Here is a 26,960-nt window from a genome sequence, read left to right as displayed (position 1 = left end):
TTATTCTGTTAATCAGACTATAATTTATTTCAATAAACTTTTCGCCTGATTTAAGACATTATCAATAGTAAAACCGAATTCTTTAAATAGTTGATCGGCTGGACCTGACTCACCAAATGTTGTCATACCAACAACTTTACCGTTAAGACCAACATATTTATACCAATAATCACTGATACCTGCTTCGATCGCTAAGCGAGCCGTCACTGAAGATGGTAATACAGATTCTTTATAAGTTGCATCTTGTTTATCAAATGCATCTGTCGATGGCATTGAGACAACTCTTACTTTTTTACCAGCTTCGGTAAGTTTATGATATGCCTCAACAGCAAGTTCAACTTCCGATCCAGTAGCAATGATAATTAGTTCTGGTGTGCCAGTACAATCATTAAGAATATAACCACCACGATAAACATTAGCTAATTGCTCAGCACTACGTTCTTGTTGTTTAAGATTTTGTCTTGAGAAGATTAGCGCTGTTGGACCATCTTTGCGTTCTATCGCATATTGCCAAGCGATAGCTGATTCAACTTGGTCACATGGACGCCAAGTACTGACATTTGGTGTAACACGTAAACTTGCCATTTGTTCAACAGGTTGATGTGTTGGTCCATCTTCACCTAAACCAATAGAATCATGAGTATAAACGAATAATGAACGAATCTTCATTAACGCAGCCATACGGATAGCATTACGTGCGTATTCCATGAACATTAGGAATGTTGCACCATAAGGAATAAAGCCGCCATGTAATGCGATACCATTCATGATCGCTGACATACCAAATTCACGTACACCATAGTGGATATAATTACCATTTGGGTTGGCTAAAATCTCTTTTGAACCTGACCACATGGTTAAATTACTTGGTGCTAAGTCGGCAGAGCCACCTAAAAATTCAGGTAAGGTAGGAGCAAACGCTTCAATCGCATTTTGTGATGCTTTACGTGTTGCAATTGTTGCTGGATTTGCTTGTAGTTTATTCACAAAATCTTTTGCTACTTGTTGCCAATTAGCAGGTAGATCGCCACTTACTCGACGTTTAAATTCCTGAGCCAAATCAGGATAAGCTTTAGCATATGCGTCAAAACGTGCATTCCACTCATCTTCAACGTGTTTACCTTTGGCTTTTGCATCCCAAGCATCATAATATTCTTTTGGAATTTCAAAGGCAGGATAATTCCAACCAAGTTCCTTACGTGTTGCTTCGATTTCAGCATCACCTAAAGGCGCGCCATGACTTTCGTGGCTACCCGCTTTATTTGGTGAACCAAAACCAATAATTGTTTTACACATTAACAATGACGGTTTATCGGTTACTGCTTGTGCTTGTTCAATGGCTTCTTTTAAAGCTTTAGCATCATGACCATCAATGCCACGAATTACATGCCAACCATAAGCTTCGAAGCGTTTTGCCGTATCATCAGTAAACCAACCATCAATTTCACCATCAATTGAAATACCATTTTCATCATAAAATGCAATAAGCTTGCCTAATTTAAGAGTACCTGCTAATGAACATACTTCGTGTGAAATACCTTCCATCATACAACCATCACCCATAAATACATAAGTATGATGGTCAACAATGGTATGGCCTGATTTATTAAATTGCGCAGCTAATGTTCTTTCAGCAATAGCCATACCTACAGCATTAGCAATACCTTGTCCTAACGGGCCTGTTGTTGTTTCAACACCCGGAACATAACCATATTCAGGGTGACCTGCAGTTTTTGAATGCAATTGACGAAAATTTTTAAGATCATCAATCGTGACATTGTAGCCAGTTAAATGCAGCAAGCTATAAATCAACATAGATGCATGGCCATTTGATAATACAAAACGATCGCGATCCGCCCAATTAGGGTTAGTAGGATTATGTTTTAAAAATCCACGCCAAAGTACTTCCGCCATATCGGCCATACCCATTGGTGCACCTGGATGACCAGATTTAGCTTTTTGCACACCATCCATACTTAATGCTCTTATCGCATTCGCTAGTTCGCGGTGAGATAAAGTCGTTGCATTCATGTTGTAATCTCCAAAATATTTTTAATTAAAAATTCCTAATCTAGCAAGTTACTATTCTTAGCAACAAATGCTGTCACCTGCCAAATTTGTTAATCAAATCGAATTAAATAATGTAAAAATGGGGAGCTAGCTCCCCATTGTATTCTATATGTTTAAAGTAATGCACTAAGCATATCTTCTAATTTGCCTTGGTCAACAGCAAAAGCACGGATACCTTCAGCAAGTTTTTCAACTGCCATGGCATCACTATTGTGTTGCCATCTAAATTCAGCCTCGGTCATCGGTACTGGGCGATCGACTACCGGTTGATTTGGATTAAGTTTTTGTGTTACAGGAGCTGTTGATTGTTGCATTTCAGCAAGCAAACTCGGTGCAATGGTTAGACGGTCACAACCCGCTAATGCTAAAATTTGATCAACTTTACGGAAACTTGCGCCCATCACAATCGTTTTATAACCATGTTGTTTGTAATAATTGAAGATATTACGAACCGAAACTACACCAGGATCTTCGTCTGCAACATATGGATCGATTGGTTTTTTAGCTTGATACCAATCATAGATACGGCCAACAAACGGTGAAATTAAAAAGGCATTTACTTCAGCACATGCTCTTGCTTGTGCAAATGAGAAAAGTAATGTCAAATTACAGTTAATTCCCTCTTTTTCAAGAATTTCTGCTGCTTTAATCCCTTCCCACGTAGAAGCGATTTTAATTAAGATACGTGATTTATCGATACCTTTTGCTTGGTAAAGTTCAATAATACGACGTGCTTTGTCTATACAACCTTGTGTGTCAAATGATAAACGGGCATCCACTTCTGTCGAGATACGACCAGGAACAAATTTTAAAATTTCAGCACCAATATTAACAGCGACTTGATCACACGCATTAACTAATTGTTGTTCTTTACTCCCACCCAGTTTTTTAGCGGTTTCTACAGCAGAATCGATTAGATAGCGATACTGAGGAAGTTGAGCTGCTTTCAGTACAAGGGATGGGTTGGTAGTGGCATCTTCAGGGGAAAATTGTTTAATTGAATCGATATCTCCAGTATCGGCAACAACTACAGTAAATTTTTTAAATTCATCTAATTGACTCATACTTCTTTTATCCTCTACAGCTTTTAGTTTAATAAAAATATAATAGCATTTATTCAAAAATAAAACGACAGTGCCCTATTGCTATTTCGCACACATAATAGATTAAAAAACAGACAAATATAAGGTAAAATTAAATATCGAAATGTTCTCATTGTTTGCAAATTTAATCTGCTTTTAACCAAAAAAATTCTAACTAATAGTGATTATTTACTATAGAGCTGATCATAATGGTTGATACGCTCAACTTTAGTCGTCAATCCACCACCTTCAAATTCAGAATTTGACCATGATTGCACAAGTTTTTTAGTTAGCTCAAGGCCAATTACTCTAGCACCCATTGTCATAATTTGACCATTATTGCTCTTTCTGGCACGATCAGCCGAAAATATATCGTGACATTAAGCTGCACGAATACCGGGTAACTTATTTTATTGGCAGCAATGGCAACACCGATACCTGTCCCACAAATCAAGATACCTTGCTCTGCATACCTGCTTTGATAGAACAGACTACGTCTTTTGCAATATCAGAACAAAAAAGCGTTTTTTATCTATTTGTCACTACTATAATCAACAATTTCAATCCTTTATTTAGTCAAATAATCAACTATATTATTTCTAAATTCAAAAGCGGCATCATCAACACCAATGGCTATTGGTTTCATATTATTTTACCTCAATTTAATTCAAAAAATGAACATAGGTTCATATTAATATCATTTGATAATTTTTAAATATAAATTAATTCAATTATGTGATGAAAGTCTCGAAAATAAAATATTTTTTAAGAAAATATAGCAATAACTTATACTATTAATTACAAAAATCACTACCTAAACACAGTATCTATAGTAAAAATTTTTACATTATTTAATCAAAGGTTGATTGTAAAGACATTTGAACAGAATCATTTTAAAAAGATATGATTTATTTATTTAACCAAACATAAACTATTTGCTGAGTGACATTACAACCTGCACAGGTTTTGCATTGATTAGGTGTGCATGCGGTTTGATTATCCCCCATGATAATTCGCTGAATGCTTCCTTTTTTAATCCAAAAATCCAACATTTGTGCTGTGGCACTGTTAGGTATACGAAAATGTCGGGCAATGTCTTGCAACTCGGCACGATTTTTTAATTGCACATAATCTCGAATTGAAGTTACTAGCATAATAATAAAAGATGCAGGGTTATGTCCTGCATCTTCTCCTTAATTTATGATTGAATGGTTTATAAATAAGATGTTTTAAGGATCTGCTATTTAATAACAGCAGGATGAATTTTTAGAGTTAGATGAACTGACGGTTGTTTGATTAAAAATGGAATATCGTCCTAATATCCGCATAGTGATAATCATAATTAGCATAAATGCCCCACATCCCAAAAGCCACCAAACTGCCGATTGTGAATGTCCAATCAAAGTTGTTTGATAGTAAATTGTTGCAGATAACCAACCAATGATAAAAGTCCAAATGCCAACAAATATCATCCATCTTATACCTGCTTCACGATATACCGCCCCTAAAGCTGCAGCACAGGGAGTATAAAGTAATATAAAAATCAAATAAGCTATGGCGACCGATGGCGTCATAAAGGAATTTTTTATTTGTGATACTGCTGACGAATCCACTGCTAAATCGGATTGTAATGAGTCAATATCATCATTAACAGTAGATAACCCCAAAGGATCTAAAACAGCATCAGACAAATCAACTAGATTTTTAGGAATCGTTTTAAGTGCATCTAAAATCCCTTGCGACAAATTAAATGATTCAGCCTGTTGTGTGGTATCCGTTTCATCCATAGAATAAAGCGAATTTAAGGTGGCAATAACCGATTCTTTGGCAAAAATACCCGTAAAAATACCAACTGTAGCAGGCCAATTTTGTTGATTAATACCCATTGGGGCAAATACTGGTGTAATCTTTTGGCTAACTACAGATAGCATGGAATCTTGTGAATCTTCATGTCCAAATGTTCCATCTCGTCCCCATGAGTTAAGCAAACTCAATACAGTTACCATGATTATAATGGCTTTTCCTGCTTTGAAAATGAAATTTTTCAAACGTTGCCAAGTTAAACTGAGCAAACTGCTTAAAGTAGGAATTCGATATACGGGCATTTCCATAATAAACGGCGTAATCGAACCTTTTAATAAAGTAAATTTAAGCACAAATCCTGTGATAATTGCCACTGCGACACCTAACATATACAAACTAAAAACAATAAATGAAGCATGTCTAGGTGCGAAGATAACCGCAAACAACGCATATACTGGCAATCTTGCTCCGCATGACATAAATGGAATCATACAGATTGACATAATGCGATCGCGCGTGCTTTCTAATGTACGCGTTCCCATAATAGCTGGTACGCCACAACCAAAACCGACTAACATAGGTACAAATGCCTTACCCGGCAAACCGATACAGCGCATACCACGATCGACAACAACTGCTGCCCTTGCCAAATAACCCGAATCTTCTAAAAATGACATACAGAAAAACATTGCCCCAATTACAGGTATAAAAGTTGAAACAGTTTGAATACCGCGTCCGATACCATTGGCCAAAATGGCGATAAGCCAGTTAGGAGCCTGTATGGTTTGCAGTACATGTGCTGTACCATCCACAAACAACGTGCCACATAATCCATCAAAAAAATCAACAAATACTGATCCAAAATTAATCGACAACATGAACATGATATACATTGTTAACAAAAACAATGGAATACCTGTAATGCGTCCTAAAGTAATTTTGTCAAGCATATCAGAAAAGCGAACATTTAATTCACGAGGCTTGTCAATGACCGTTTTACAAATCGCATCAATCGTATCATAGCGCGCAGATGCTAGCGCTACATCAATTTCGTTATCGCACCATGCTGAAAGTGACAGACGACAAGCTGTTAGCTTTTCACTCTCAAGTTGGGTCAAATTGTAGTGTGAATCATCTAATAACACATCTTGCAACTGCCATGGGTTAAATCGACGTAGTTCACTGTCTTCAGGTAATTCATTAATATATCTATCAATAGTAGCTTGCTGTTCATCCCCCAACAAATTGATTGAAGGATTAGCTACTTGGGAAGATACTGTCATCGCTTCAATTTGCTGATACAGTGCTTGCAATCCTATTTTTTTACTTGATGATATCGCCACCACTGGACAACCCAGCAATTTAGATAACTTTGCAACATTAATCTGTTCACCCATTGCTTTAACCGCATCCATCATATTAAGCACAACGATCATAGGCAATTGCAAATCAACTAATTGACAGGTCAAATATAAACTGCGTTGCAAATTTGTCGCATCAATAATATTGACTATCATGCAATCATCTTCACTCAAAACAAACTGTCTTGCAATTAACTCATCTTGCGACACGCATAAGGGATCGGATTCAATTGAATAGGTTCCCGGCAAATCGACAATATCGTATTGCTTCTGATTATAGGCAAACAGACCCGTTTTACGTTCGACAGTAACGCCGGGCCAATTACCCACTCTTTGTTTGGCACCGGTCAACAAATTAAATAATGTTGTTTTGCCACAATTTGGATTACCAATTAGCGCGATCTTCATACTCCGACCTCTAACACTTCGATAAAAGAAGCTTCTTGGCGGCGTAAGCATAATAAAAATCCACGCATATTAATCTCAATGGGGTCACCAAGTGGCGCAGTCCGTACTACCTCGACTTTACAACCCGGTGTAATGCCCATAGCCAGTAATTTACGACGATAAGGTAACGATTTAGGTAAAAATCTAGAAATAACCGCCTCACGCCCTATCGGCAAGTGGTTAAGAGTTAAAGATGACATCATACTTCCTACGTTTATTTAGCTTATTTATTTTTTATCGCACAAATTAAAATGCGAACGATTCGCAATATTAATACACATTAATGTAGAAAAAAACAGATTTTCATGTAAAAAATGGAAAGAATGGTCAAATAATGGGGGTAATTAGAAAATTTTCAATTATTTTTGAATAAAAATGCAGACTATCTTCAGAAAAAACTATTTTAACCTCTTTTTTAAGGTTGGTGCAATTATCACCCGTTAATCTTATTAAGTATAATAAAACAAAATCAGAACGGATACTCTCATTAATCATCCTAATTGCTGATAATAACTTATAGCTGTTATAATCTTTTAATATATTAAAGAAATGGATCCCCCCAATTATGTATATCATCTATGGTATTAAAAACTGCAACACAATGAAAAAAGCGTTTACTTGGCTTGATGATCATCAAGTTCAATATCAGTTTCATAATTATAAAACCGATGGATTATCGGCTGACCTGCTCGACACTTTTTTACAATTAGTAGATTGGCAAAGTTTACTTAATACGCGCGGTACAACATGGCGCAAATTAGATGAGCAGGTTCGTGCCCAAATCAATAATGCACAATCCGCCAAAAAAATTATGTTAGACAATCCATCCATTTTAAAACGTCCTTTACTGATCGATGGTAAGCGTGCTTTGTTAGGATTTTCTGACGAAAGTTATTCACAATTTATATCGCAATCAAAATAAGAACAAAACTATGATGAATGAACCTGTTATTGCGCTGACTACTGCGCTTATTGCTGAAAAATCGATAAGTCCTGACGATAAAAACTGTCAAAACATAATTATCGAACGTTTAAAAAAAATTGGATTTACCATTGAAGAAATCAATATTGGGCAAACCAAAAATTTGTGGGCTTTTCATGGTGATCGTAAAAGTAAAACACTGATGTTTGCAGGTCATACCGACGTAGTGCCCGCAGGTGATGAAACTAAATGGCTTTATCCGCCTTTTACGCCTACCATTGATGAAAATGGTGTACTGTACGGTCGAGGTGCAGCGGACATGAAAAGTGGCGTCGCGGCTATGGTATGTGCAGCAGAAGATTTTATTAAAAGCAATCCGGATCATCATGGCTGTGTGGCTTTTTTATTAACGTCTGATGAAGAAGCTGACGCAAGCGATGGCACCGTTAAAGTAGTCGATTTATTAATCAAACGCCATGAACGCATTGATTATTGTATTGTTGGCGAACCTTCAAGCGATACCTTACTTGGTGATCAAATTAAAAATGGACGCCGTGGATCATTAACTGCAAATTTAGTCGTGCATGGTGTGCAAGGTCATGTTGCTTATCCTCATCTAGCAGATAACCCAGTGCATCGCTTTGCTCCTGCTTTAAATGAATTGGTCAGCACAATTTGGGATAATGGCAATGACTATTTTCCACAAACCACCATGCAAGTCGCAAATATCAACGGCGGAACAGGGGCTGAAAATGTAATACCTGGTGATCTGAGTGTTCAATTCAATTTTCGCTATAGCAGTGAACTTACCGAAACACAAATTAAAGAACGTGTTGAACAAATTCTTCAAAAGCATAATCTAAAATATACCTTAAATTGGCGTCTTTCAGGTCATCCTTTTTTAACCCCACAAGGCGAGCTAACCAATGCCGCTGCCAATGCCATTAAGGATATTACGGGAACAGATACCCGCCTCTCGACCAGTGGCGGGACATCAGATGGGCGTTTTATTGCTAAAATGGGTTGCCAAGTCATTGAGCTTGGTGTGGTTAACAAAACTATCCATAAAGTCAACGAAAATGCCCACTGCCAAGATATTATTAATTTAACCGCAATCTATAGACGTATTTTAGAGACTTTATTACTGGCATAATTAAGCCCGTTTCACTTATCTAAAAGGAGATAATATGGCATGGCTTAAAGATTATTGGTGGATTATTTTAATTATCTTAATTGGAATTTTTATCAACGGCATTAAAGCACTGAATCGGCTAAGTTATAAAAATTATCTGGAAAAAAAGAACGGGATAAAACCCATACCTTACAGCGATGATGATGACGATTGGCCATCATCAAATCAATCAAACAAATAAACTAAGCGTTACCGAAAATCTTGGTTGGTACTTTCAAATACAGCTTGATGACGGTAACGATCTACCCACATAGCTGTTGCACCACAGACAGCAATAGGCATCACAATCAAATTCAGCAACGGTACCATAGTAAAAAAGCTAACTAAACCACCAAACATCAGATTGTCGACTTTGTTTTGCTTTAAAAGTTCACGCATACGGTGGAACTTAATTTTGTGGTTATCAAATGGATAGTCCGCATATTGAATGCTGATTTGCCAAGCGGTAAATAAAAACCATACCACTGGCGTAACCGTTTGTCCAATGACGGGGATAAAATAGGTAAGTAAAATAGGAATAGCCCATAATAGATAATGACCTAATTTTTGCAGCTCACGATTTAATATTCGCGGTAAATCTTTAATTAAGCTCATCCATGTTGTATCGGGTGCAGGCATACCTGTTAATTGCGCTTCAACTTGTTCTGCTAATATTCCATTAAAAGGAGCAGCAATAAAGTTAGTCACCGTACTGAAAAAATAACAAAATAAAATCACCAGCGTTAGGATTACAATAAATACAATGATGTATCCTAACCACTGTAACCAGCTTGGTACATAAGACAATCCCCAATCGACCATGCCACTAAGAACGGTAAAAAACCAATAAAACAGCGCCGACATTAATACAATATTGGCAAGTAAAGGTAAAAAAACAAATTTCTTAATACCTGGACTAAAAGCTAACGACCAACCTTTAAAAAAATATTCAAACCCATTTCTAGCTTGATGATTTTTCGGGCGTGATTGCGTATGGGAATGTCGATGTTGGGTATTATTATCTAGTTGATTAGACGTCACATTTGGTTCCTTTTTATTTACAAGTCAGTCAATACCTCAAGTAGGCATAAACTGGTAATACATTAATATATCGTTTTAAATAAACAGTGCGATATTTTAAACATACCGCCTACTAAGCTCAATAACGTTTAATCATCTTTACTGGCTATTTTATTTACTATTGCATTATTTTAGTGTTAAAGTCCGTTGATTATTTACCAACCAAGTTTTAACTTCGTGTTTGAGGGCTTGCATTAACGCATTTTTTCCCGCTAATTGATAACGATTAATTATATCCATCTGATTATTTTTGCTATCAATTAAGGCTGATAAGATCGGTAATGTTAAGTATTGCTGATGTTGATGTGCATAAAGATTTAATCGACAAAGTGCAGGATAAGTCGCTTCAAATGGACGATAGTAATCACAAAAACCAGCTAATTCACTACAGTCTTGTGCAGTTAAGGATTGATTATCATCAAAAGTAATCATGTCGTTAAACGGTAATTCGATAATATCTTTAAGCCAATAAGCATTGCGCACAAGTTTCTGTTGCAATTGATCAGATAATTGCTGTCCTAACTGGGTTAAAGGTTTAATCGCCATAACTGAATAACTGCCGCTACGGGTCTCTTTATGACTACTAATGTGCACCAAATTAAACCCACATGCCATCCAAAATTGATAATTAGGCTGACTGTACGCAAAGCTCACCGATAAATAATCGATATTTTGGTGATTCGCTTCATCGTATATCGTCTGTACCAGTTTTTTAGCAACATGTTGTCGACGATATGAGTTAATCACCGCAATGCGATTGATGCGTACCGAGCGTAATTTGGCTGCCAGTTTTTCACCTGCATGAGCGACTAATGATTGCGCGACTAAATTACCCTTAGGACGACGCGTACCTTGCCACACTTGCTCAATGAGTGAATCGGATAAATTGCCTTCATTTAACGTAATTGCCGCAGCGATCTGTTGAGTTGTTATTGGATGATTTTGGGATAAGTCATTATTGACCGTGGCTTGCCAAACCGATAAATTTTGCGCATCAAAAAGGCGCCGTAAATCGACTAATGTGGTTTGATAATGAGCACTTTTTAAAAGGTAAAAGATCGTTGTTAATGCGTTTATATTATGTCGATCGAGTTTACAGTAGTTTATGGATGAATCAATTGATATTTGGTTTTCTTTCTCTTCCAATATTCCATTTAACAATAACCGATCGCAAAATAACTCTAATTTGTCACCCGTTTGCCAACGGATAGGGTTATCAAGATAAAAAAACTGATATGATCTATTTTCGAGCAATTTTAATAAAAAACCCTGCCCCGTACCTTCGTATCCTTCAACAGTAGTAGTGAGTAATACTCGACTGTTTTTAGTCTTAGCTAAATACAGTAATTGTTCAAGCATGGGAAGCGGTATCATGGCAGCTTCATCAATAATTAAATAATCAGCAAAATCGTTATGTTGCCAAGCGATTAACTCATCAGGCGCATAAAACGGAGTGTTTGGGTTAGCAAAGACAAAAAAACTATTGAGTGCCGCTTTATTCGGTGCAGTCACAATACAGTTCTTGTTATGACTAAATAACCCTGCTAAAGCCGATTTACCGCGACCACGTTTAGCTATAACGACATTAATGTTTTGTTTACTGTTCAATAATTTTTGTAACGTTACTTGCTGCTGAGTTAAATCGTAAGCTTGCGTGTCGATGTCCGACAATGTTGATAATGGCTGATTACTGTGTGATGATAAGACAGTGTGCTCAATTGCTATATCAAATTCAGCAAGTGTTTTTAGCAAATGATTTACAAAATTCGGCACAGTAATGGGGGTATTGGCTTCATTCCAGCGTAAACTATCTTGGTCTTGCCAAGTTTCAAGTTGCTTCGGTAATAATAAAATCAGCAGACTGCCTTTAACCAATGTACCCGTTAACATTGCAAATGCATCAAGATTAAATCCTATTGTTGCATCAAATATTGCATGCAGATACTCTTGCCCTAATAGCTGTTTGGTTTTAGTAGGTAATAAAGTATTTGGCAAAAAGTCAGGCACATTTGGCTGAATGGTAACGGTGATCCAATCGCCAAAATTTGTCGTTATGGTGTGATTAAGTTGCTCGAATAATTGTGTTGCTTCACCCTGTAACACCCATAATGTTCGTGTGCTTTTAAGGCATGACATGAGTTAACTTTTACCAATCAACAGTGACAATATGCCAGCGGCAATGAGAGGTCCAACGGGAACGCCTTTGAAAAACGCCACACCTATAAGTGTGCCAATGATTAAACCATTAACAATGGTAGGATGAGCACCAATTAACGATATGCCACGAGTACCTAGCCATGACACTAAAATGCCTACAGCGATGGCAACGAGAGATTGCCATGTCGTGAATGATTTTAAAATATCAGCGACTTTTAATGAACCATCGGCTAACGGAACCATCATAGCAGCAGTTAGGATCACAATACCAATAGTTAAACCATATTTATTTAAAAATGGAAAGTAAGCCGCTAACGGTGTAAGTTTAAACATTAGCAGTAAGAGTACTGCAAAAGTCACTGTGTTATTATGAGTTAAATAACACAGTGCTGCGAGACCTAAAAGTAGAAAAAAAGAAATATCAAACTGCGCAAACATTACAACGGAACACCTATTCGTGTTGCCACTTCTTCATAAGCTTCAATAACCCCACCTAAACCTTGTCGGAAACGGTCTTTATCCATTTTTTTCAATGTCTCTTTTTCCCATAGACGGCAACCGTCAGGTGAAAACTCATCACCTAAAGTGATTTCTCCTTTGAATAACCCAAATTCAAGTTTGTAATCAACTAAAATTAAACCTGCTTTATCAAATATATCTGTCAAAATAGTGTTAATTTTGAAGCTGAGTTCTTTCATCGTAGCTAATTGCTCATCTGTCGCCCAGCCAAAAGCCTTACAGTGAGATTCGTTGACCATAGGGTCATGCAGTGCATCGTTTTTTAGGAATAATTCAAACGTTGGAGGATTCAGTACTTTACCTTCTTCAACACCTAAGCGTTTAACTAAAGAACCTGCAGCACGATTACGAACGACGCATTCAACAGGTACCATATCGAGTTTTTTTACTAAAACTTCGTTATCCGACAACAAGGCTTCAACTTGAGTTGGTATACCTGCGTCACGTAGTTTAGTCATAATAAAAAAGTTAAATTTATTATTGACCATTCCTTTACGATCTAACTGCTCAATGCGTAAACCATCAAAAGCAGAAGTATCATTACGAAATTCCAATATTAATAACTCAGGGTTGTCTGTTGCGTAAACAGTTTTTGCTTTACCACGATAAAGCTCATCCAACTTTTTCATGTTTATAACCTTATATCAATTTGCCAACAAATAATTAAGGAGCTAAGCGCTCCCTAAATTCAAACTCATTGCTACTATTTTGCTATTACTTTTTTAAGCATAAATAGCAACTGTGTATCAGTTTATAGCTAAGATCGAGTCATAAAAGCTACAAATTTCAAGCCACACTATGAATTAAAGTTATTGTGAATTAGAAAGTTATAAATTTTCATATTCACAAAATTAAACTGTTTTATCACTTTCCACGGATCTGATCTTTAAGATCCTCTTTAATCCTTTTCATGGACTCAGTATCTTTATCAGCTCCTTTTTTCGCTTCATTCCCGTTCGAGTCTTTCACTTGTGGTTCTCGAAAAGATTGCGGAGCAATATCATCCATTAACGAATTAAATAAACCAACAACATAACGCTGAACTTCAATTGGTTGTGAAGAGATATCTTCAGCACCACGAGCTAACGAATCCAAGCTAAGAGTAATAGTTTGGGTATCACCAACAATTTTACGTTTAAAAGTAAACGACGCTTCCGCTGTTTGAGTTTCATCCGCTCGAACTATAAAAGCTTTGCCTGTTTTTATAGTTAAGTTATCACTACTACTTATAGGAATGTTTTTGTTGTTTAAAGTATTTGGAATTTTATTCCATACATCAGCACTGAGTGGTGAATTAAAAGTAAGGACACCATTATTATAAATAACAAAGGAATCAGAAACGGTTGGAATAGGTACAACAGGTGCTCGAATATCAACTTGTTTACCTAAATTACCCTTAGAATCAAGTTTATAAATATAAAAATCAGCTACTTCTGCTGGTATTGTCATACCTTTGGGAACAATTAAAGGCTTTAGAGCAGGTGAGTTTAAATAATCTTCATTACCATCAATTTCGCGCTTATAATTTTGATCGCTACCACACCCTACAAGGAATAGAGAAACGATAGCCGTCAAAATAGCGGTTTTTTTTACGACATAATTACGCAATATAGTTTTATCAAACATAGATATCTGCTTTTAAATTAATAGTTGTATGAAAATAAATTACAGTAAATTAGCATCTTTTAATGCTTGCTCTACCGCTGGAATTGAAGATTCAGACAGCGATATCATTGGTAAACGGATTGTACCATTGTCTATTAAACCTAATCGAGTACACGCCCATTTTACGGGTGTTGGATTTGGCTCAATGAACAAATTGTTGTGCAGTGCTAATAGACTGTCATTTACCGCTCGTGCTTCTTGAATTTGATTATTTGCAGCTAATTTACAAACCGCTGCAACTTGTTTTGCTGCAACATTTGCAGTAACCGAAATGACGCCATCTCCACCTAAAATCATAAAATCTAAGAAAGTTGCGTCATCACCACTTAAAAGTTTGAACTGATCACCGACTAATCTTCGGGTTTTATAAACACGAGAGAGATCACCGGTAGCATCTTTTAAAGCAACGATATTTTTAATTTTTGACAAACGTCCGACTGTTTCGGGTTTAATGTCACTACTAGTACGACCTGGTACATTGTATAGGATTTGAGGTAATTCGGTACTTTCAGCAATGGCTTTAAAATGCTGATACATACCTTCTTGCGTTGGTTTATTATAATAAGGAGCCACAGTTAAACAACCAATTACACCAATATTTTCAACTTTATTAGTCAATTCAATTGCTTCTTTGGTTGCATTTGCGCCTGTTCCTGCAATGATATTAATACGCCCATCAGCATAATCGATGGTGCGCTTAATAACATCAATATGCTCATTGTGATCGAGCGTTGCTGATTCACCAGTTGTTCCAACAGAAACAATAGCTGATGTACCATTAGCAATATGATATTCGACCAATTTTTTTAAGCTTACGTGGTCTACATTTCCTTTTGAATCCATTGGTGTAATAAGGGCGACCAGACTTCCTGTAAACATAAAATGACCTCTCATATTATCTGTTTTCAAAACAGCTTTGAAGATTATAAAAACTACGAATAAGTATGCGTTATTTCTAAGTTAAATTCAACTTTTGTTATGCTGGATTATCGATATCGACAAAAATACATTGCAAGCCATAGCGACTTGCTAACCATTCACCTAGCTTTTTTATGCCATAACGTTCGGTTGCATGATGACCCGCTGCATAAAAATTAATACCATATTCACGGGCAATATGAATAGTGCGCTCGGATACTTCACCTGTAAAAAATGCATCACAACCCAGTTGAGCTGCTTGCTCAATAAAGTCTTGTCCACCACCACTGCACCACCCAATACGCTCAATGATTTGCGGTGCATTATCACCACAAAACAATACTTGGGGCTTACCATTATGTAATACTTGCTCTAACTGTTGTTTAAACTGTAAGGCTGTAAGCGGATTGTTTAAGGAACCTGTGAACATGAAATCGGTTATATCATCGTGTTTATCAACCTTGATATCCAACAAATTCGCCAGTTCAACATTATTACCCAATTCAAGATGACCATCTAAAGGCAAATGATAACTGTACAAATTAATATCATGTGACAAAAGCGTTTTTATTCGTCGATATTTTATGCCCGTAATAGTTTGCGGTTCATTTTTCCAAAAAAAACCATGATGTACCAGCACGGCATCAGCTTGCAATTCCACAGCTTTATCTAACAATAATTGACAAGCCGTAACGCCTGTAACAATTTTCTTAACCTCATTTCGACCTTCTACCTGCAATCCATTAGGTGCATAGTCTCGGTATCGACTTATTTGTAATTCATTATTAATTATTTGTTCAAGTTCATTACGATGCATTTTATCTATCTTATTAAAAGAAGTTATAGTTAATAATTATAATCACTTTTATCAATTATCTCACCAATATATTTTATTAAGTGTTCTTAAGTTATTTAATCTTCTGACATTTACAAAAATCCTAAACATTTGTTTATTGATAATATTGCTAAATTATGAAAGTTTATTTAGACTTAACGCCGTGTCAAATTATGCTGTTTTATGTACATTCACTAAAAGGATATTATTGTGCCGTTTTTAGGAATTGGATTAAGTAGCGTTATTGCATTATTTTTTATATTCCATGCAATTCGTACTCAACAGGATAGGTATTGGATTTGTATAATATTTATGGTGCCATTTTTGGGCAGTTTGATCTATTTTGCCGCCATTTGTTTACCTAAGTTACGCTCTACGCCGGTTGGTTACCAGATTGGAACAAAACTACGTAAAACACAGGATCCTGAGCGCGAATTACTCGAAGCCCAAAAAAAATATGAAGCTTCGCAAACCATCAAAACACAAATCAATTTAGGCAAAGCGTTGGTTGACAATAATCGAGCTGATGAAGCTTTGACATACTACCAACAAGCATTAACAGGTAATTATGCAACCTCACCCGATATTTTGCTGCAATATGCTTATGCGTTATTTATGGATCATCAGTATACTAAAGCGAAAGAGACGTTAAATTTTTTAAGTGAAAAAAATCCCGATTATAATTCTGATGAAAGTCATTTACTCTATGCTAGAGTTTTGGTTTCACTCAACGAAAGAGATCAAGCTAAAAAAGAATTAGAAAATTTAATTAGCTACATCCCGAGTTTAGAAGCAATTTCATTTTATTTACAGACCTTAATTGGCTGGAACCAAATCGATAAAGCAAATAATGTATTACAAATCATAGAGCATCGTTTGAGTTACCTACCCAAACATACCAAACGTTTAAATGCTCAATGGATCAAAGATATTGAACAATCTAAACAAAAATTGATTCATATGATGCAAAGATGTTAATTGATTTAACCAATGCGTGCCATTTGTTTGATTTAGGAAAGTACTTCAGTAAAGGTAAAACTAGGCGAATACATTAAAAACTGGCATAATAATTTTCATTTTTTAACAAATAAGATAACTATTGTGCCAAACGCAAAATTATGTGAACGTTTTCGGGGTTTTTATCCTGTAGTGATTGATATCGAAACATCTGGCTTCGATCCTAAACAAAATGCAATTTTAGAAATCGCCGCCATTACGTTAAAAATGAATAAAGATGGCTGGATTGAGCCTGATCAAACCTTGCAATTTAATGTCAATCCATTTGCTGATGCAATTTTAGAGCCTACCGCGCTGGCATTTAATGGGATTGATCCCAATAATCCTTTACGTGGCGCAGTGGATGAGAAAATTGCAATTGAAGCAATTTTCAAAATGGTAAGAGCGGGTATAAAAGCAAACGATTGTAACCGTGCGGTAATTATTGCTCACAATGCTCACTTTGATCATAGTTTTTTAATGACAGCCGCAGAGCGTGCAGGAATAAAACGTAATCCATTTCATCCATTTGCAACCTTTGATACCGCATCCCTATGTGGTTTAATATTTGGACAAACGGTTTTGGCTAAAGCCTGTGAAGCGGCAAAAATCCCATTTGACCACAAACAAGCCCATTCAGCACTCTATGATACTCAAAAAACGGCTATTTTATTTTGTGAAATTGTCAATCGATATAAACGGTTAGGAGGATGGCCGCTTGCTGATATATCGCCACAAGCAAAGTTAGATAATGAGTTGAATGGTGAACAATTAAGCCCAGAGTCCGATCAACAAACAGAATAATAAAAAGAGCGCATATGCGCTCTTAAATGACCTTTGAATCTAAGTTAAGTTGAGAAAAACTATCCTAAATTGGATGTTTTTCCGCTGTTTCTTTAATTAGCGTTTGCAGTTCACCAGTTTGGAACATTTCGATCATAATATCACATCCTCCTACTAATTCACCTTCAATCCATAATTGTGGGAAAGTAGGCCAGTTAGCAAATTTTGGTAGTTCTGCACGAATGTCAGGATTCTGTAAAATGTCTACATAAGCAAACGGCACGCCACATTGAGATAAAACCTGCACTGCTTGAGCCGAAAAGCCACAACTTGGCAATTTTGGCGAACCTTTCATATATAAAAGGATAGGATTTTCAGCAATCTGCTTTTTGATTTTATCAAGTGTTGTCATTTCTTCAGTCGTCATAAACGTTTTTCCTTGGTAATTAATTGCTAGCCTATTATCTTAACGTAGATTATCCACGCTTGATACCGATAATAAGCAATTTTTTTGACCTATAACAAGATTTTAAATAAATATATATAATTATCAATCACTATTCAACACTGGCGTGGATATTTTCCAACCGAAACTATAAAAAATTTTTTTAGAATCCCATAAATAATAGATGTAAATGTAATTTTTTGTAAAAATAATTCAGGAGTCTATACCGTTTTAGATTCTTTTTACTCAATTAAATACTTAATTAACTTTCACGTAACTAAACAACACAAAGAAATGCCTTATATTGAAATTGCTAAATATATAATTCTCAGTTAATAAGCAACGCAGACATGAATATTTTTTGTGACCAAAAGTATGAAAAATTTTCTATTAAAAATGAATAATAGATGAAAATAGATTTTCTGTAAAAATAATTCAGGAGTCTATACCGTTTCAGATTCCTTTTACTCAATTAAATACTTAGTTAACTTTCACGTAACTAAACAACACAAAGAAATGCCCTATATTGAAATTGCTAAATATATAATTCTCAGTTAGTGCGCAACGCAGACATGAATATTTTTGTAACCAAAAGCATTAAAAGATTTCAAAAGCATTAAAAGATTTTTTAAAATCCCATAAACAATAGATGTAAATATTATTTATTGTAAAAATAATTCAGGAGTCTATACCGTTTCAGATTCTTTTTTACCCAATTAAATACTTAGTTAACTTTCACGTAACTAAACAACACAAAGAAATGCCCTATATTGAAATTGATGAATATATCATTCTCAGTTAGTGCGCAACGCAGACATGCATATTTGTTGTAACCAAAAGTATGAAAAATTTTCTATTAAAAATGAATAATAGATGAAAATAGATTTTTTGTAAAAATAATTCAGGAGTCTATACCGTTTCAGATTCTTTATCAAATTTAATAAGTAATGAGTTATCAAGTTATTAAAAATATCTAAGAAAAATTGACTCATATTTGAACACTCAAATTCATTAATCTAAGAAAAACATTCAATTCAGATGACGTTAAAATAATTAATAATATGTATATTAGTTATTGTTATTTTCAACCAAAAAATTCCACCCTCTTTAATAACTGTCAACAATATAGTATTCTACCCTCCATCTTATTAACTCTACGAAAACCAACATTTGTGCATCCTTTTATTTTGACTTTGCGTAAAGTCTTTTACAGCAGTAACCTTCTGTTTAGCATCCGCATGCTTATTAGCTTAACTGGCTCTACTCTAGTGCCTTGGTATTTTGGTCAGACAACACTGGTTATTCCGCTCACGCTTGGTGTGGTGGCAGCTGGATTAACTGAGATTGATACTCGGTTACTCAGCCGTTGTATTAATCTAGTATTGACGTTGTTCTGTTTTGCACTGGGTACGTTTTCGGTCGAGTTATTATTTGATTACCCTGCACTGTTTATGATTGGGCTGGTGTCTTCTACCTTTATTTTTATTATGCTGGGTTCACTCGGGCAGCGTTATGGAGTAATTGCCTTTGGATCGTTATTGATTGCTGCTTATACAATGCTTGGGCATAATTTATTTGATGATAAATTCACTCTACCCTGCTTTTTATTACTCGGTGCACTGTGGTACAACGTGGTATCGCTAATTGAATCAATCATTCAACCTATTCGCACGACTCAACAGTCACTTTCTATCTGCTTTATGAAGTTAGCGCAATATTTGGATGCCAAAGCAGCAATGTTCGATCCCGATGAAACTGACGGATTTAAAAAGCAAACCTTGCAATTAACCGAAAGTAATAATCAGTTAATTGGTGCGTTTAATGATACAAAACGCTCTCTATTTAACCGTTTAAAAAGTTATCGCGGACAGTCTTACATTCGTAAACTGCTAAGTTACTATTTTGTAGCGCAAGATATTCATGAACGTGCAAGTTCAGCACATGGACAATATCAAGCATTAAGTGAACATTTTAAACATAGCGATATTCTATTTCGCTTTGCGCGAATTTTAAATTTGCAAGCCAAAGCCTGCACGCAGTTAGCAATAGCTATCAAGTTAAACCAAACCTATCAACATGATTCACTGTTTGCGCGCTATTTTACTTATCTTGAGGAAGCCATCGCTCAATATCAATTCAGCAATAGAGCTGACATGCTTTTGATTAAATCCTTAAAAAATTTGCATCAGAATCTACTCTCTATCGATCTGCTGCTAACAAACATTGATACTGAACAGCACCTCTCTAAAGAGCAAGAAGATAATCAATTGATTGACGAAGAGCTAACTAGCTTTCACGATCTATTTGCTAAAATTAAGCGTAATTTGACCGTTAAGTCTCCACTATTTCGCCATGCAGTGCGAATGAGTTTAGTCTTTTTTGTGGGATATATGGCAATTCTCTGTTCAGATTTATCGCATGGATATTGGATCATCTTAACCAGTTTGTTTGTGTGTCAACCTAACTATTCCACCACAAAACATCGATTAAAATTGCGCGTTATTGGGACTATTTTAGGGATTGTGGTTGGCATTCCGTTAACCTTTTTGTTCCCGAGTGTACCTGAACAGTTAGTGCTCATTATTATAACTGGCTGGCTGTTTTTCTTATTTAAAAATTCCCAATATGCTTATGCCACCGCGTTTATTACGTTATTGGTATTCTTTAGTTTCAGTTTGATTGGTGAAAGTAGCATATCGGTTGCTATTTCACGAATTATAGCCACATTAATTGGATGTTTTATTGCTTGGCTTGCGGTGAGTTTTATCTGGCCTGACTGGAAGTTCAGAAACCTACCTAAATTAGTGGATCGTGTTTGTCATGACGACAGTCACTATTTAGCATTAATTGGACAGCAATATCTATCGGGTAAAACCAATGATCCTCAATATCGCGTCGCACGCCGTGCCGCACACGATAGCAGTGCCGATTTGTCATCACTAATTAGTTTAATGACTAAAGAACCTCATATGAATCAAGCAATCATCGATAAAGGCTTTCGCCTGCTCACCCTAAATCATATACTAATCAGCTATTTGTCAACGTTAGGAGCACATCGAGATAAAAGTATCTCCCCCAAAACCCTTGACCTATTTGACGATTTAACGGTTTATATTATTAATCTTCTCAGTGAAAAAAAACTAGACAGTGAATATCAAGCCATTAAACAGTTAGTTGCCGAATATGTTGAAACAATCTCAATCAATGACGATCAGACCAATAGCGATCTACTGGTAATGCAACAATTAGCTTTAATACTCGATATTCTGCCGGAAATCGTCACACTTGTTAGTGAGTTGGATAATAAGACAGCTTAACAAAGCTGTTTTAGATTTCTAACATATCAATAGAAAGGCACTTAAAAATCCATTTTTGCTGGTTTTATCAATTCATAAAATCGTCATTGATTTGAAAAATGTGGATACGTAGAATCATACAAAATAGGTTCAATAAAATGCCTTTTCTAATAAATAGTCAGATAATTAATACAAACAATCAGATATTAAAAGAGCTAATACAAACTTAAAAGTTAGCCACCTACACGTATAACCATGACCATTAATAAAAGCCTTTTTTAGATTTATTATTATCTATTAACATTTACTTGTGATTCAATTCAATTAAATACAAATGCAATAATTCTATAACAACCTTGAACCCAATTAATTTTAAAGAGTTATCGATAAAAAGTAGATAATAAATTGAAATCTCAAGTGATAGAGCATAATAAACTATGTAAAAAACTTATGGGCTAATTACTTGAAATTTAATCAATTGAACTTATATTTTATAAGATTGGGAATAGTTTAAGGTATAAAAATAATGGCGTTAGAAGCTGGTGGATTTTCTGAAAAAATTGGACATCGATATGAAGCAAATTGGATAGCCTATCAATTACTTCTTTTACTTGAAGAAAAAGTCAATTCGGTGATTGTTGAACCTATTGGAAATGATGAAGTGGGTGTTGATGTTTTAACCGAACTTAAGGATGGTAAAAAACGATATTACCAATGTAAAAGTGGTGCGGGTAATAGTGAGTATTGGACGTTACCTAAACTCAATGAGTACAATATTTTAAAAAATGCTCTATTCCAAATTCAACGTGACCAAAGCGAATACCACTTAATATCGCCATTACCATGTAAAAAGATCAACGATCTTAGAATAAGTGCTCTTAATAGTAATAATCACGAGGATTTTTTAGAATACCAAATCAAAGCCAGTAAAGAGCGGGAGAAAGATTTTAATAGCATTTGCCGATATTTGAATTTAGATGCTGAGGTTGAATCAGATTTACTACAGGCTATAAATTTTCTGCAAAAATTTCATATTATTGCTTATGATATAAATACTAAAACCATAGAAGAACTTAAGAGTAGAGCTGGTAATTTATTTATGGATGATTCTAGCAAACTTATCACTTTTCTAAAAAACTATCCTGAAGATTTTAATAAATTACGACAGACAATAACAGCAACCGATTTATTAACTGATTTAAAAGACAATGGATTTGAACCCAAAATTATTCCTGATGATGACAGAATATCAACGGTAATCTCTTCTTTATCCGATGAATTTCAACAATCAATAGAACCTTTTCTTATTGGTGATACATTAATTAAAAGAGGTGAATTAACCTCAGTTATTAACTCGATTGAAAGTCATGCCATTACTTTAATTTCAGCAGAAGCTGGTAGTGGAAAAAGTGCACTATTGTTGGAATTACATAATTACTTAACGACAAACAAAATTATATCAGTACCTATTCGATTAGATAGACGCCGTCCCGAAAATAATATTAATGATTTTGGTAAGTCGCTAGGCTTTCCTTATTGTCCAATCGGTAGTTGCAGTAAATATTCTTCACAAAAAAAAATCGTATTTATTCTTGATCAACTCGATGCCATAAGATGGACCGGCACTCATTCGAGTAATGCTTTAGAAATCTGTCGTAAAATGGTGGATCAAGTTCAAAGATTAAGAAAAGAAGGAAAAAATATTAGCATCGTTCTGGCGTCAAGAGACTTTGATTTAAATGAAGATATTGCTTTATCGAAATGGTTAGAAAGTGTCAAAAAGGATCGTTTTGACCTCAAGTTAACACTTTTAGATGAAGATACTATTAAACCATTAATTTCCCCTTATGAACCTTTTAGTTCTCTTTCTACACAAAAACAAGAGATATTAAAAATTCCTTTATGGTTGGGAATATATTTAGCAATAGCTCAACGCAACCAAAAGGCACCTCAGTTTAGTAATAAATTAGAATTAATTAAGAATTTTTTAGAAGATAGATTAATTCAGATTAAGCAATGTGGTATCAATGAACAATCAGCTTCGAATTTCATTAATACGATAGTTTCATTGATGACAGGTTCATCACAATTATCCATTTCGGAAAATTTACTCGATCCAGCTACAAAAGAACAACTTGGTGCGTGCCTTTCAGTCGGATTACTTAGTAAACAAAATAATCGAATCAGCTTTCGCCATCAAGCGTTATTTGATTACCACGTCGGTCTTGCACTTTTTCAAGCTGGAATTCAATCACCTCAAACTTTATTAAATCATATTGGTAATTATGAAGAACAAACGTTAACCAAAAGAGAACATCTTAAATATGCGTTAATTATGTTACTTGATTATAGCGAAAAAGTTTTTTGCAATTGCGCTGAGGCTATTTTATTTAATAACAATATTCGTTTCCATTTAAAAATTTTAGTTTTAAATACAATCAAAGAAATTAATCGTATCAAACAACCGATAAAATTACTTATTGAGAAAATTCTTGAAACACCTGAACTATTTGACAAATTTTTAAATATCACCTGTGTTTCGAATATTACTATTATCTCTTATCTATGTGAGCAAAGAATTATTGAAAATTGGCTCAAAAGTGATAATGAAAAGTTAATCAATCATGCTATCCAACTGCTTCGTTCTACTTCAACAGTTGAACCTGACTTAATTATTAATAATTTGACTGATTTTATTGGTCAGTCTGATTTATGGAATCAAAGAGTATACTCTACTCTTCCTTGGAGAGTTGCAGAAGACAGCGATAAATTGTTCGAATTTAGAAAAAAATTATCTAATTATGATTATGTACCGTATTACATTGACTGGAATACATTAATTAAAATAAAACCATTACGTGCATTTGATTTCATCAAAATAGTAATGGAACATTATAAAAATATTGTAGATGAAGATTCATGTTTACATGCCTCAAATAATATTAATAATGCAACATATTTATATTATTGGACTAATGAGGATATTGAAGAAATAAAACAACTATCTCAATTCATACCTAACCTACTGATTGAATTGATTTTGAATTATCTAAGCAGTATTTTTAAATCAGATTGCGATAGTTCCACTAATGAGTGGCTAATTGATGATAGATATATGAACAATGGCTTTGCTAGTAGTTTTCGTAAAGGTCTAATTATCATACTTGAAAATTCCGGAAAACAACTTTACCAACAATCTGATACATTATTTGATATAATTTCGCCTTATATGAAAAAAAACAATAAGGTGATCACTCACCTAATTGCCAAACTACTATTAAATTTATCTCCAGAATACGCAGATCAAGTTATAAGTTGGTTATTAGAGTCACCAAATGAACGTTTAACGTGTGGCAATGGATCGGAAGAACCGATCTGGTTACTCCCTAGTGAACTTATCAGTAAGTTTTCGCCATTTTGTTGCAATGAGTTATTTAGGCAGTTAGAAGAAAAAATTTATAACTTTCCACCATCTAAAAATATCGAGGAAATAAAAGGGTTATTTAAATTAACTACAAAGGGAGCAAATGTTAGTTATTGGGGAGAGTTACAATATTTTCTATTACCGACATTAGATAAGCATCGAATTTCTGCAAAATCAAAACAATTAAAAGGTGTTTTAAATCGTAAATTTAGTTCTTTTACAGGCTCGGATTTTTACAAAAATAATACAACTATTGGTGGTTTTATAAGGTCGCCTTTACCTGAAAGCAATAAACTTTCTAACAAAGCATGGCAAAAAATAATTTTGTCACAAAAAATTCCTCCTAAAATAAATAGATTAGTTCAAATAACTGATGATTTAGTTTCTGAAGCAAGTATTAGACAATTTAGCCGTAGTTTAATGGAAAGTGTAACAAAAGAACCCGACCGTTTTGCTCAATTTGCATTAACATTACCTCAGAATATTGATACCCAATATATCAATGCCATATTTGATGGTTTAGCTGTGAGTAATAACCAACAAAATAACAGTGATGAGAAAGAAACTTGCCCAATATCTTTAATTGAACAAGTGATTTTTCATTTTAATAAGCCAAAATGTGAATATTCTTTAGCCCAATTAATCAAAAGTAGAGCTGAGCGTTATTCTCAACCAGTAATTGATTTATTAATAGATCTTGCTAAAAACTCTAGCAATCCTGAAGCCAGTAAATTGAGTGTTAGGTCTATTAAGGACGGAGATTCTATAAATAATGCTAATGCCGATTCCCTAACAAGTAAAATGTTAAATTGTGTTCAAGGTATAGCATATCTGGCTATCTCAAAAATTTTTTGGCACAACCAAGAATTTGCTTTACAACACTTAGGCATAATTGACAACGCAATCAATGACAATCATCCCGCAGTTAATATTGCAGCAGTTTCTCTCTTAGCACCACTCCTCAATTATAATGATGATTATGCCCATCAAAAATTTATTGAATTATGTCATAAAGATCTGCGTATGACCTGCGCTAATGACGCTTATCGATTTTTTAATCGAGGTTTCGAAACAAAATACCGTTCACAATATATTGATTTAGCAATAAGAATGGTTAATTCACACATAGATGAGGTTAAAGAATTAGCAGGAATACAAATTTATGCTCGCTGTTTTTTTAATGATTTGTTTATAGAACAGCAACAATATTTATTAAAAGATACTATTTTAAAAAAAGGGTGTGCATCCATGTTGTGTCATTTATTACGGCAAGATAATTATAATGATAAGATTCATAAAATTGAGAATACTTATCAATTATTATTAAATGATAACGATACAAATATCTCAAAGGAAGTTGGTCGTTGCATAAACGATGAAAACTATTGGAAAAAACCAAACAGTAATAAGCTATTTGAGCTATTTATCACATCAAAAGCCGCTATCTATTGCTTTGCAGATTTGGTTTATTATTTAAATAAAACACCTAAAAGTTTATTAGGTTTTGGGCAACCTATATTGAGGTTAACCAATAAGTTCGCAATGCATTACGATAAAAATAAAGCTTCAACAGACTTTTATTTTAATGAAAGGCGCTTGGTTGATTTTTTAAAAAGACTATATGATGAAGCGGTAGAAGATGAAAATAGCACCGCTATTAATACCTGCCTTGATATTTGGGATACGTTATTAAAATCGGATATTTATTCTGCAAAAAATGCTATGGAGCAATTGAATACAGGTTTACTCAATTAAGAAGATATTAATTCTATAAACATAATATTGCTACAATATTTTAAATTATCACAAAGATTTTTTTACTACAGTTAGATCATCTTGTAAAAATTATTCAGGAATCAATGCCATTTCAAATGGCATTGATAAATGATATTCAATATAAAATGCAGATGACATTAATCAAAATCTCAATAAGCGATTTTTTCCTAAACTATTTTCTGTTGTTTGAATCACGTTATCCGTTAGTAT

At 34.7% G+C, this 26,960-nt stretch carries 20 protein-coding genes and 1 pseudogene; 7 read left to right on the top strand and 14 right to left on the bottom strand.

Features of this window, described 5'->3' with window-relative positions; all coding sequences use genetic code 11:
* Nucleotides 1–24: 24 nt before the first annotated feature.
* From tkt to H3S73_RS10430, 6 genes and pseudogenes are all read right to left on the bottom strand, one after another.
* A complete protein-coding gene (tkt, locus tag H3S73_RS10460; protein WP_198236566.1) occupies nucleotides 25–2,031 on the bottom strand; it encodes a transketolase in 2,007 nt (668 codons plus the stop codon).
* Nucleotides 2,032–2,183: 152 nt separating this feature from the next.
* Nucleotides 2,184–3,134 (bottom strand): transaldolase, encoded by a 951-nt coding sequence (gene tal / locus H3S73_RS10455; RefSeq protein WP_198236565.1) that lies wholly within the window; start codon nucleotides 3,132–3,134, stop codon nucleotides 2,184–2,186.
* A 203-nt stretch (nucleotides 3,135–3,337) separates the two neighbouring features.
* Nucleotides 3,338–3,798 (bottom strand): annotated as a pseudogene (locus H3S73_RS14050) (RpiB/LacA/LacB family sugar-phosphate isomerase).
* A gap of 262 nt (nucleotides 3,799–4,060) precedes the next feature.
* Nucleotides 4,061–4,306 (bottom strand): FeoC-like transcriptional regulator, encoded by a 246-nt coding sequence (locus tag H3S73_RS10440; RefSeq protein WP_198228188.1) that lies wholly within the window; start codon nucleotides 4,304–4,306, stop codon nucleotides 4,061–4,063.
* A 90-nt stretch (nucleotides 4,307–4,396) separates the two neighbouring features.
* Nucleotides 4,397–6,724 carry a Fe(2+) transporter permease subunit FeoB gene (gene feoB / locus H3S73_RS10435; protein ID WP_198236563.1) on the bottom strand — a complete coding sequence of 776 codons (2,328 nt, stop codon included), beginning with the start codon at nucleotides 6,722–6,724 and terminating at the stop codon, nucleotides 4,397–4,399.
* Nucleotides 6,721–6,963, bottom strand: a complete 243-nt coding sequence (locus H3S73_RS10430) for a FeoA family protein (protein ID WP_086326735.1) — start codon at nucleotides 6,961–6,963, stop codon at nucleotides 6,721–6,723. Before H3S73_RS10430 ends, feoB begins: the two co-directional genes overlap by 4 nt.
* Before the next feature lie 365 nt (nucleotides 6,964–7,328).
* On the opposite strand from H3S73_RS10430, the gene H3S73_RS10425 reads away from it, so the two are divergent.
* Genes H3S73_RS10425 through H3S73_RS10415 form a run of 3 tightly spaced genes read left to right on the top strand, consistent with a single transcriptional unit; the run spans nucleotide 7,329 to nucleotide 9,058 of the window.
* Complete coding sequence (locus H3S73_RS10425; protein ID WP_198228184.1) at nucleotides 7,329–7,685, top strand: ArsC family reductase; 357 nt, start codon at nucleotides 7,329–7,331, stop codon at nucleotides 7,683–7,685.
* 13 nt (nucleotides 7,686–7,698) lie between these two features.
* Nucleotides 7,699–8,838: a succinyl-diaminopimelate desuccinylase gene (gene dapE, locus H3S73_RS10420; protein WP_198236592.1), complete on the top strand. Its 1,140-nt coding sequence runs from the start codon at nucleotides 7,699–7,701 to the stop codon at nucleotides 8,836–8,838.
* A 34-nt stretch (nucleotides 8,839–8,872) separates the two neighbouring features.
* Entirely contained in the window at nucleotides 8,873–9,058 is a 186-nt protein-coding gene (locus tag H3S73_RS10415; protein WP_086326737.1) for a YpfN family protein, read from the top strand.
* Between the two features lie 8 nt (nucleotides 9,059–9,066).
* Here H3S73_RS10415 and cysZ read toward each other — a convergent pair whose 3' ends face one another.
* From cysZ to H3S73_RS10380, 7 genes are all read right to left on the bottom strand, one after another.
* Nucleotides 9,067–9,897, bottom strand: coding sequence for a sulfate transporter CysZ (gene cysZ / locus H3S73_RS10410; protein ID WP_198236562.1), 831 nt, complete (start codon nucleotides 9,895–9,897; stop codon nucleotides 9,067–9,069).
* 165 nt (nucleotides 9,898–10,062) lie between these two features.
* On the bottom strand, nucleotides 10,063–12,072 hold the full coding sequence (locus H3S73_RS10405; RefSeq protein WP_198236561.1) for a GNAT family N-acetyltransferase: 2,010 nt from the start codon (nucleotides 12,070–12,072) through the stop codon (nucleotides 10,063–10,065).
* A gap of 3 nt (nucleotides 12,073–12,075) precedes the next feature.
* Entirely contained in the window at nucleotides 12,076–12,531 is a 456-nt protein-coding gene (locus tag H3S73_RS10400) for a DUF441 domain-containing protein (protein ID WP_198236560.1), read from the bottom strand.
* Nucleotides 12,531–13,241 carry a phosphoribosylaminoimidazolesuccinocarboxamide synthase gene (gene purC, locus H3S73_RS10395; RefSeq protein ID WP_086326741.1) on the bottom strand — a complete coding sequence of 237 codons (711 nt, stop codon included), beginning with the start codon at nucleotides 13,239–13,241 and terminating at the stop codon, nucleotides 12,531–12,533. The genes H3S73_RS10400 and purC overlap by 1 nt, the downstream gene beginning before the upstream one ends.
* A 235-nt stretch (nucleotides 13,242–13,476) precedes the next feature.
* Nucleotides 13,477–14,238 (bottom strand): outer membrane protein assembly factor BamC, encoded by a 762-nt coding sequence (gene bamC / locus H3S73_RS10390; RefSeq protein ID WP_198236559.1) that lies wholly within the window; start codon nucleotides 14,236–14,238, stop codon nucleotides 13,477–13,479.
* A 39-nt stretch (nucleotides 14,239–14,277) separates the two neighbouring features.
* A complete protein-coding gene (gene dapA, locus H3S73_RS10385; protein ID WP_198236558.1) occupies nucleotides 14,278–15,156 on the bottom strand; it encodes a 4-hydroxy-tetrahydrodipicolinate synthase in 879 nt (292 codons plus the stop codon).
* A 97-nt stretch (nucleotides 15,157–15,253) separates the two neighbouring features.
* Nucleotides 15,254–16,012, bottom strand: a complete 759-nt coding sequence (locus tag H3S73_RS10380; RefSeq protein ID WP_198228171.1) for a Nif3-like dinuclear metal center hexameric protein — start codon at nucleotides 16,010–16,012, stop codon at nucleotides 15,254–15,256.
* Nucleotides 16,013–16,240: 228 nt separating this feature from the next.
* Here H3S73_RS10380 and H3S73_RS10375 point away from each other — a divergent pair, with 228 nt between their 5' ends.
* Both H3S73_RS10375 and rnt read left to right on the top strand, forming a co-directional pair.
* On the top strand, nucleotides 16,241–17,008 hold the full coding sequence (locus tag H3S73_RS10375; protein WP_198236557.1) for a tetratricopeptide repeat protein: 768 nt from the start codon (nucleotides 16,241–16,243) through the stop codon (nucleotides 17,006–17,008).
* Between the two features lie 123 nt (nucleotides 17,009–17,131).
* On the top strand, nucleotides 17,132–17,830 hold the full coding sequence (gene rnt, locus H3S73_RS10370; RefSeq protein WP_334320463.1) for a ribonuclease T: 699 nt from the start codon (nucleotides 17,132–17,134) through the stop codon (nucleotides 17,828–17,830).
* 64 nt (nucleotides 17,831–17,894) lie between these two features.
* Here rnt and H3S73_RS10365 read toward each other — a convergent pair whose 3' ends face one another.
* On the bottom strand, nucleotides 17,895–18,221 hold the full coding sequence (locus tag H3S73_RS10365) for a Grx4 family monothiol glutaredoxin (protein ID WP_198236590.1): 327 nt from the start codon (nucleotides 18,219–18,221) through the stop codon (nucleotides 17,895–17,897).
* A 1,205-nt stretch (nucleotides 18,222–19,426) separates the two neighbouring features.
* On the opposite strand from H3S73_RS10365, the gene yccS reads away from it, so the two are divergent.
* Together yccS and H3S73_RS10355 are read left to right on the top strand one after the other, a co-directional pair.
* The gene (gene yccS / locus H3S73_RS10360; RefSeq protein ID WP_370528801.1) at nucleotides 19,427–21,571 is read left to right on the top strand and encodes a YccS family putative transporter; all 2,145 of its coding nucleotides are present in this window, start codon (nucleotides 19,427–19,429) and stop codon (nucleotides 21,569–21,571) included.
* A gap of 505 nt (nucleotides 21,572–22,076) precedes the next feature.
* A complete protein-coding gene (locus H3S73_RS10355; protein WP_198236555.1) occupies nucleotides 22,077–26,729 on the top strand; it encodes an ATP-binding protein in 4,653 nt (1,550 codons plus the stop codon).
* The last annotated feature ends 231 nt before the right edge of the window (nucleotides 26,730–26,960 follow it).

This window comes from Gilliamella sp. B14384G12 (assembly GCF_016101825.1).
Lineage (GTDB): Bacteria > Pseudomonadota > Gammaproteobacteria > Enterobacterales > Orbaceae > Gilliamella > Gilliamella apicola_N.
This window is presented reverse-complemented; position numbering and strand designations above follow the sequence as displayed.

Bases quoted from the DNA above. Each gene is read 5' to 3' on its own strand.
- H3S73_RS10380 (WP_198228171.1), bottom strand. From the start codon at position 16,012: ATGCATCGTAATGAACTTGAACAAATAATTAATAATGAATTACAAATA.
- purC (WP_086326741.1), bottom strand. From the start codon at position 13,241: ATGAAAAAGTTGGATGAGCTTTATCGTGGTAAAGCAAAAACTGTTTAC.
- H3S73_RS10415 (WP_086326737.1), top strand. From the start codon at position 8,873: ATGGCATGGCTTAAAGATTATTGGTGGATTATTTTAATTATCTTAATT.
- tkt (WP_198236566.1), bottom strand. From the start codon at position 2,031: ATGAATGCAACGACTTTATCTCACCGCGAACTAGCGAATGCGATAAGA.
- H3S73_RS10430 (WP_086326735.1), bottom strand. From the start codon at position 6,963: ATGTCATCTTTAACTCTTAACCACTTGCCGATAGGGCGTGAGGCGGTT.
- dapA (WP_198236558.1), bottom strand. From the start codon at position 15,156: ATGTTTACAGGAAGTCTGGTCGCCCTTATTACACCAATGGATTCAAAA.
- H3S73_RS10425 (WP_198228184.1), top strand. From the start codon at position 7,329: ATGTATATCATCTATGGTATTAAAAACTGCAACACAATGAAAAAAGCG.
- dapE (WP_198236592.1), top strand. From the start codon at position 7,699: ATGAATGAACCTGTTATTGCGCTGACTACTGCGCTTATTGCTGAAAAA.
- H3S73_RS10365 (WP_198236590.1), bottom strand. From the start codon at position 18,221: ATGACAACACTTGATAAAATCAAAAAGCAGATTGCTGAAAATCCTATC.
- H3S73_RS10400 (WP_198236560.1), bottom strand. From the start codon at position 12,531: ATGTTTGCGCAGTTTGATATTTCTTTTTTTCTACTTTTAGGTCTCGCA.
- H3S73_RS10355 (WP_198236555.1), top strand. From the start codon at position 22,077: ATGGCGTTAGAAGCTGGTGGATTTTCTGAAAAAATTGGACATCGATAT.
- H3S73_RS10405 (WP_198236561.1), bottom strand. From the start codon at position 12,072: ATGTCATGCCTTAAAAGCACACGAACATTATGGGTGTTACAGGGTGAA.
- bamC (WP_198236559.1), bottom strand. From the start codon at position 14,238: ATGTTTGATAAAACTATATTGCGTAATTATGTCGTAAAAAAAACCGCT.
- tal (WP_198236565.1), bottom strand. From the start codon at position 3,134: ATGAGTCAATTAGATGAATTTAAAAAATTTACTGTAGTTGTTGCCGAT.
- H3S73_RS10440 (WP_198228188.1), bottom strand. From the start codon at position 4,306: ATGCTAGTAACTTCAATTCGAGATTATGTGCAATTAAAAAATCGTGCC.
- feoB (WP_198236563.1), bottom strand. From the start codon at position 6,724: ATGAAGATCGCGCTAATTGGTAATCCAAATTGTGGCAAAACAACATTA.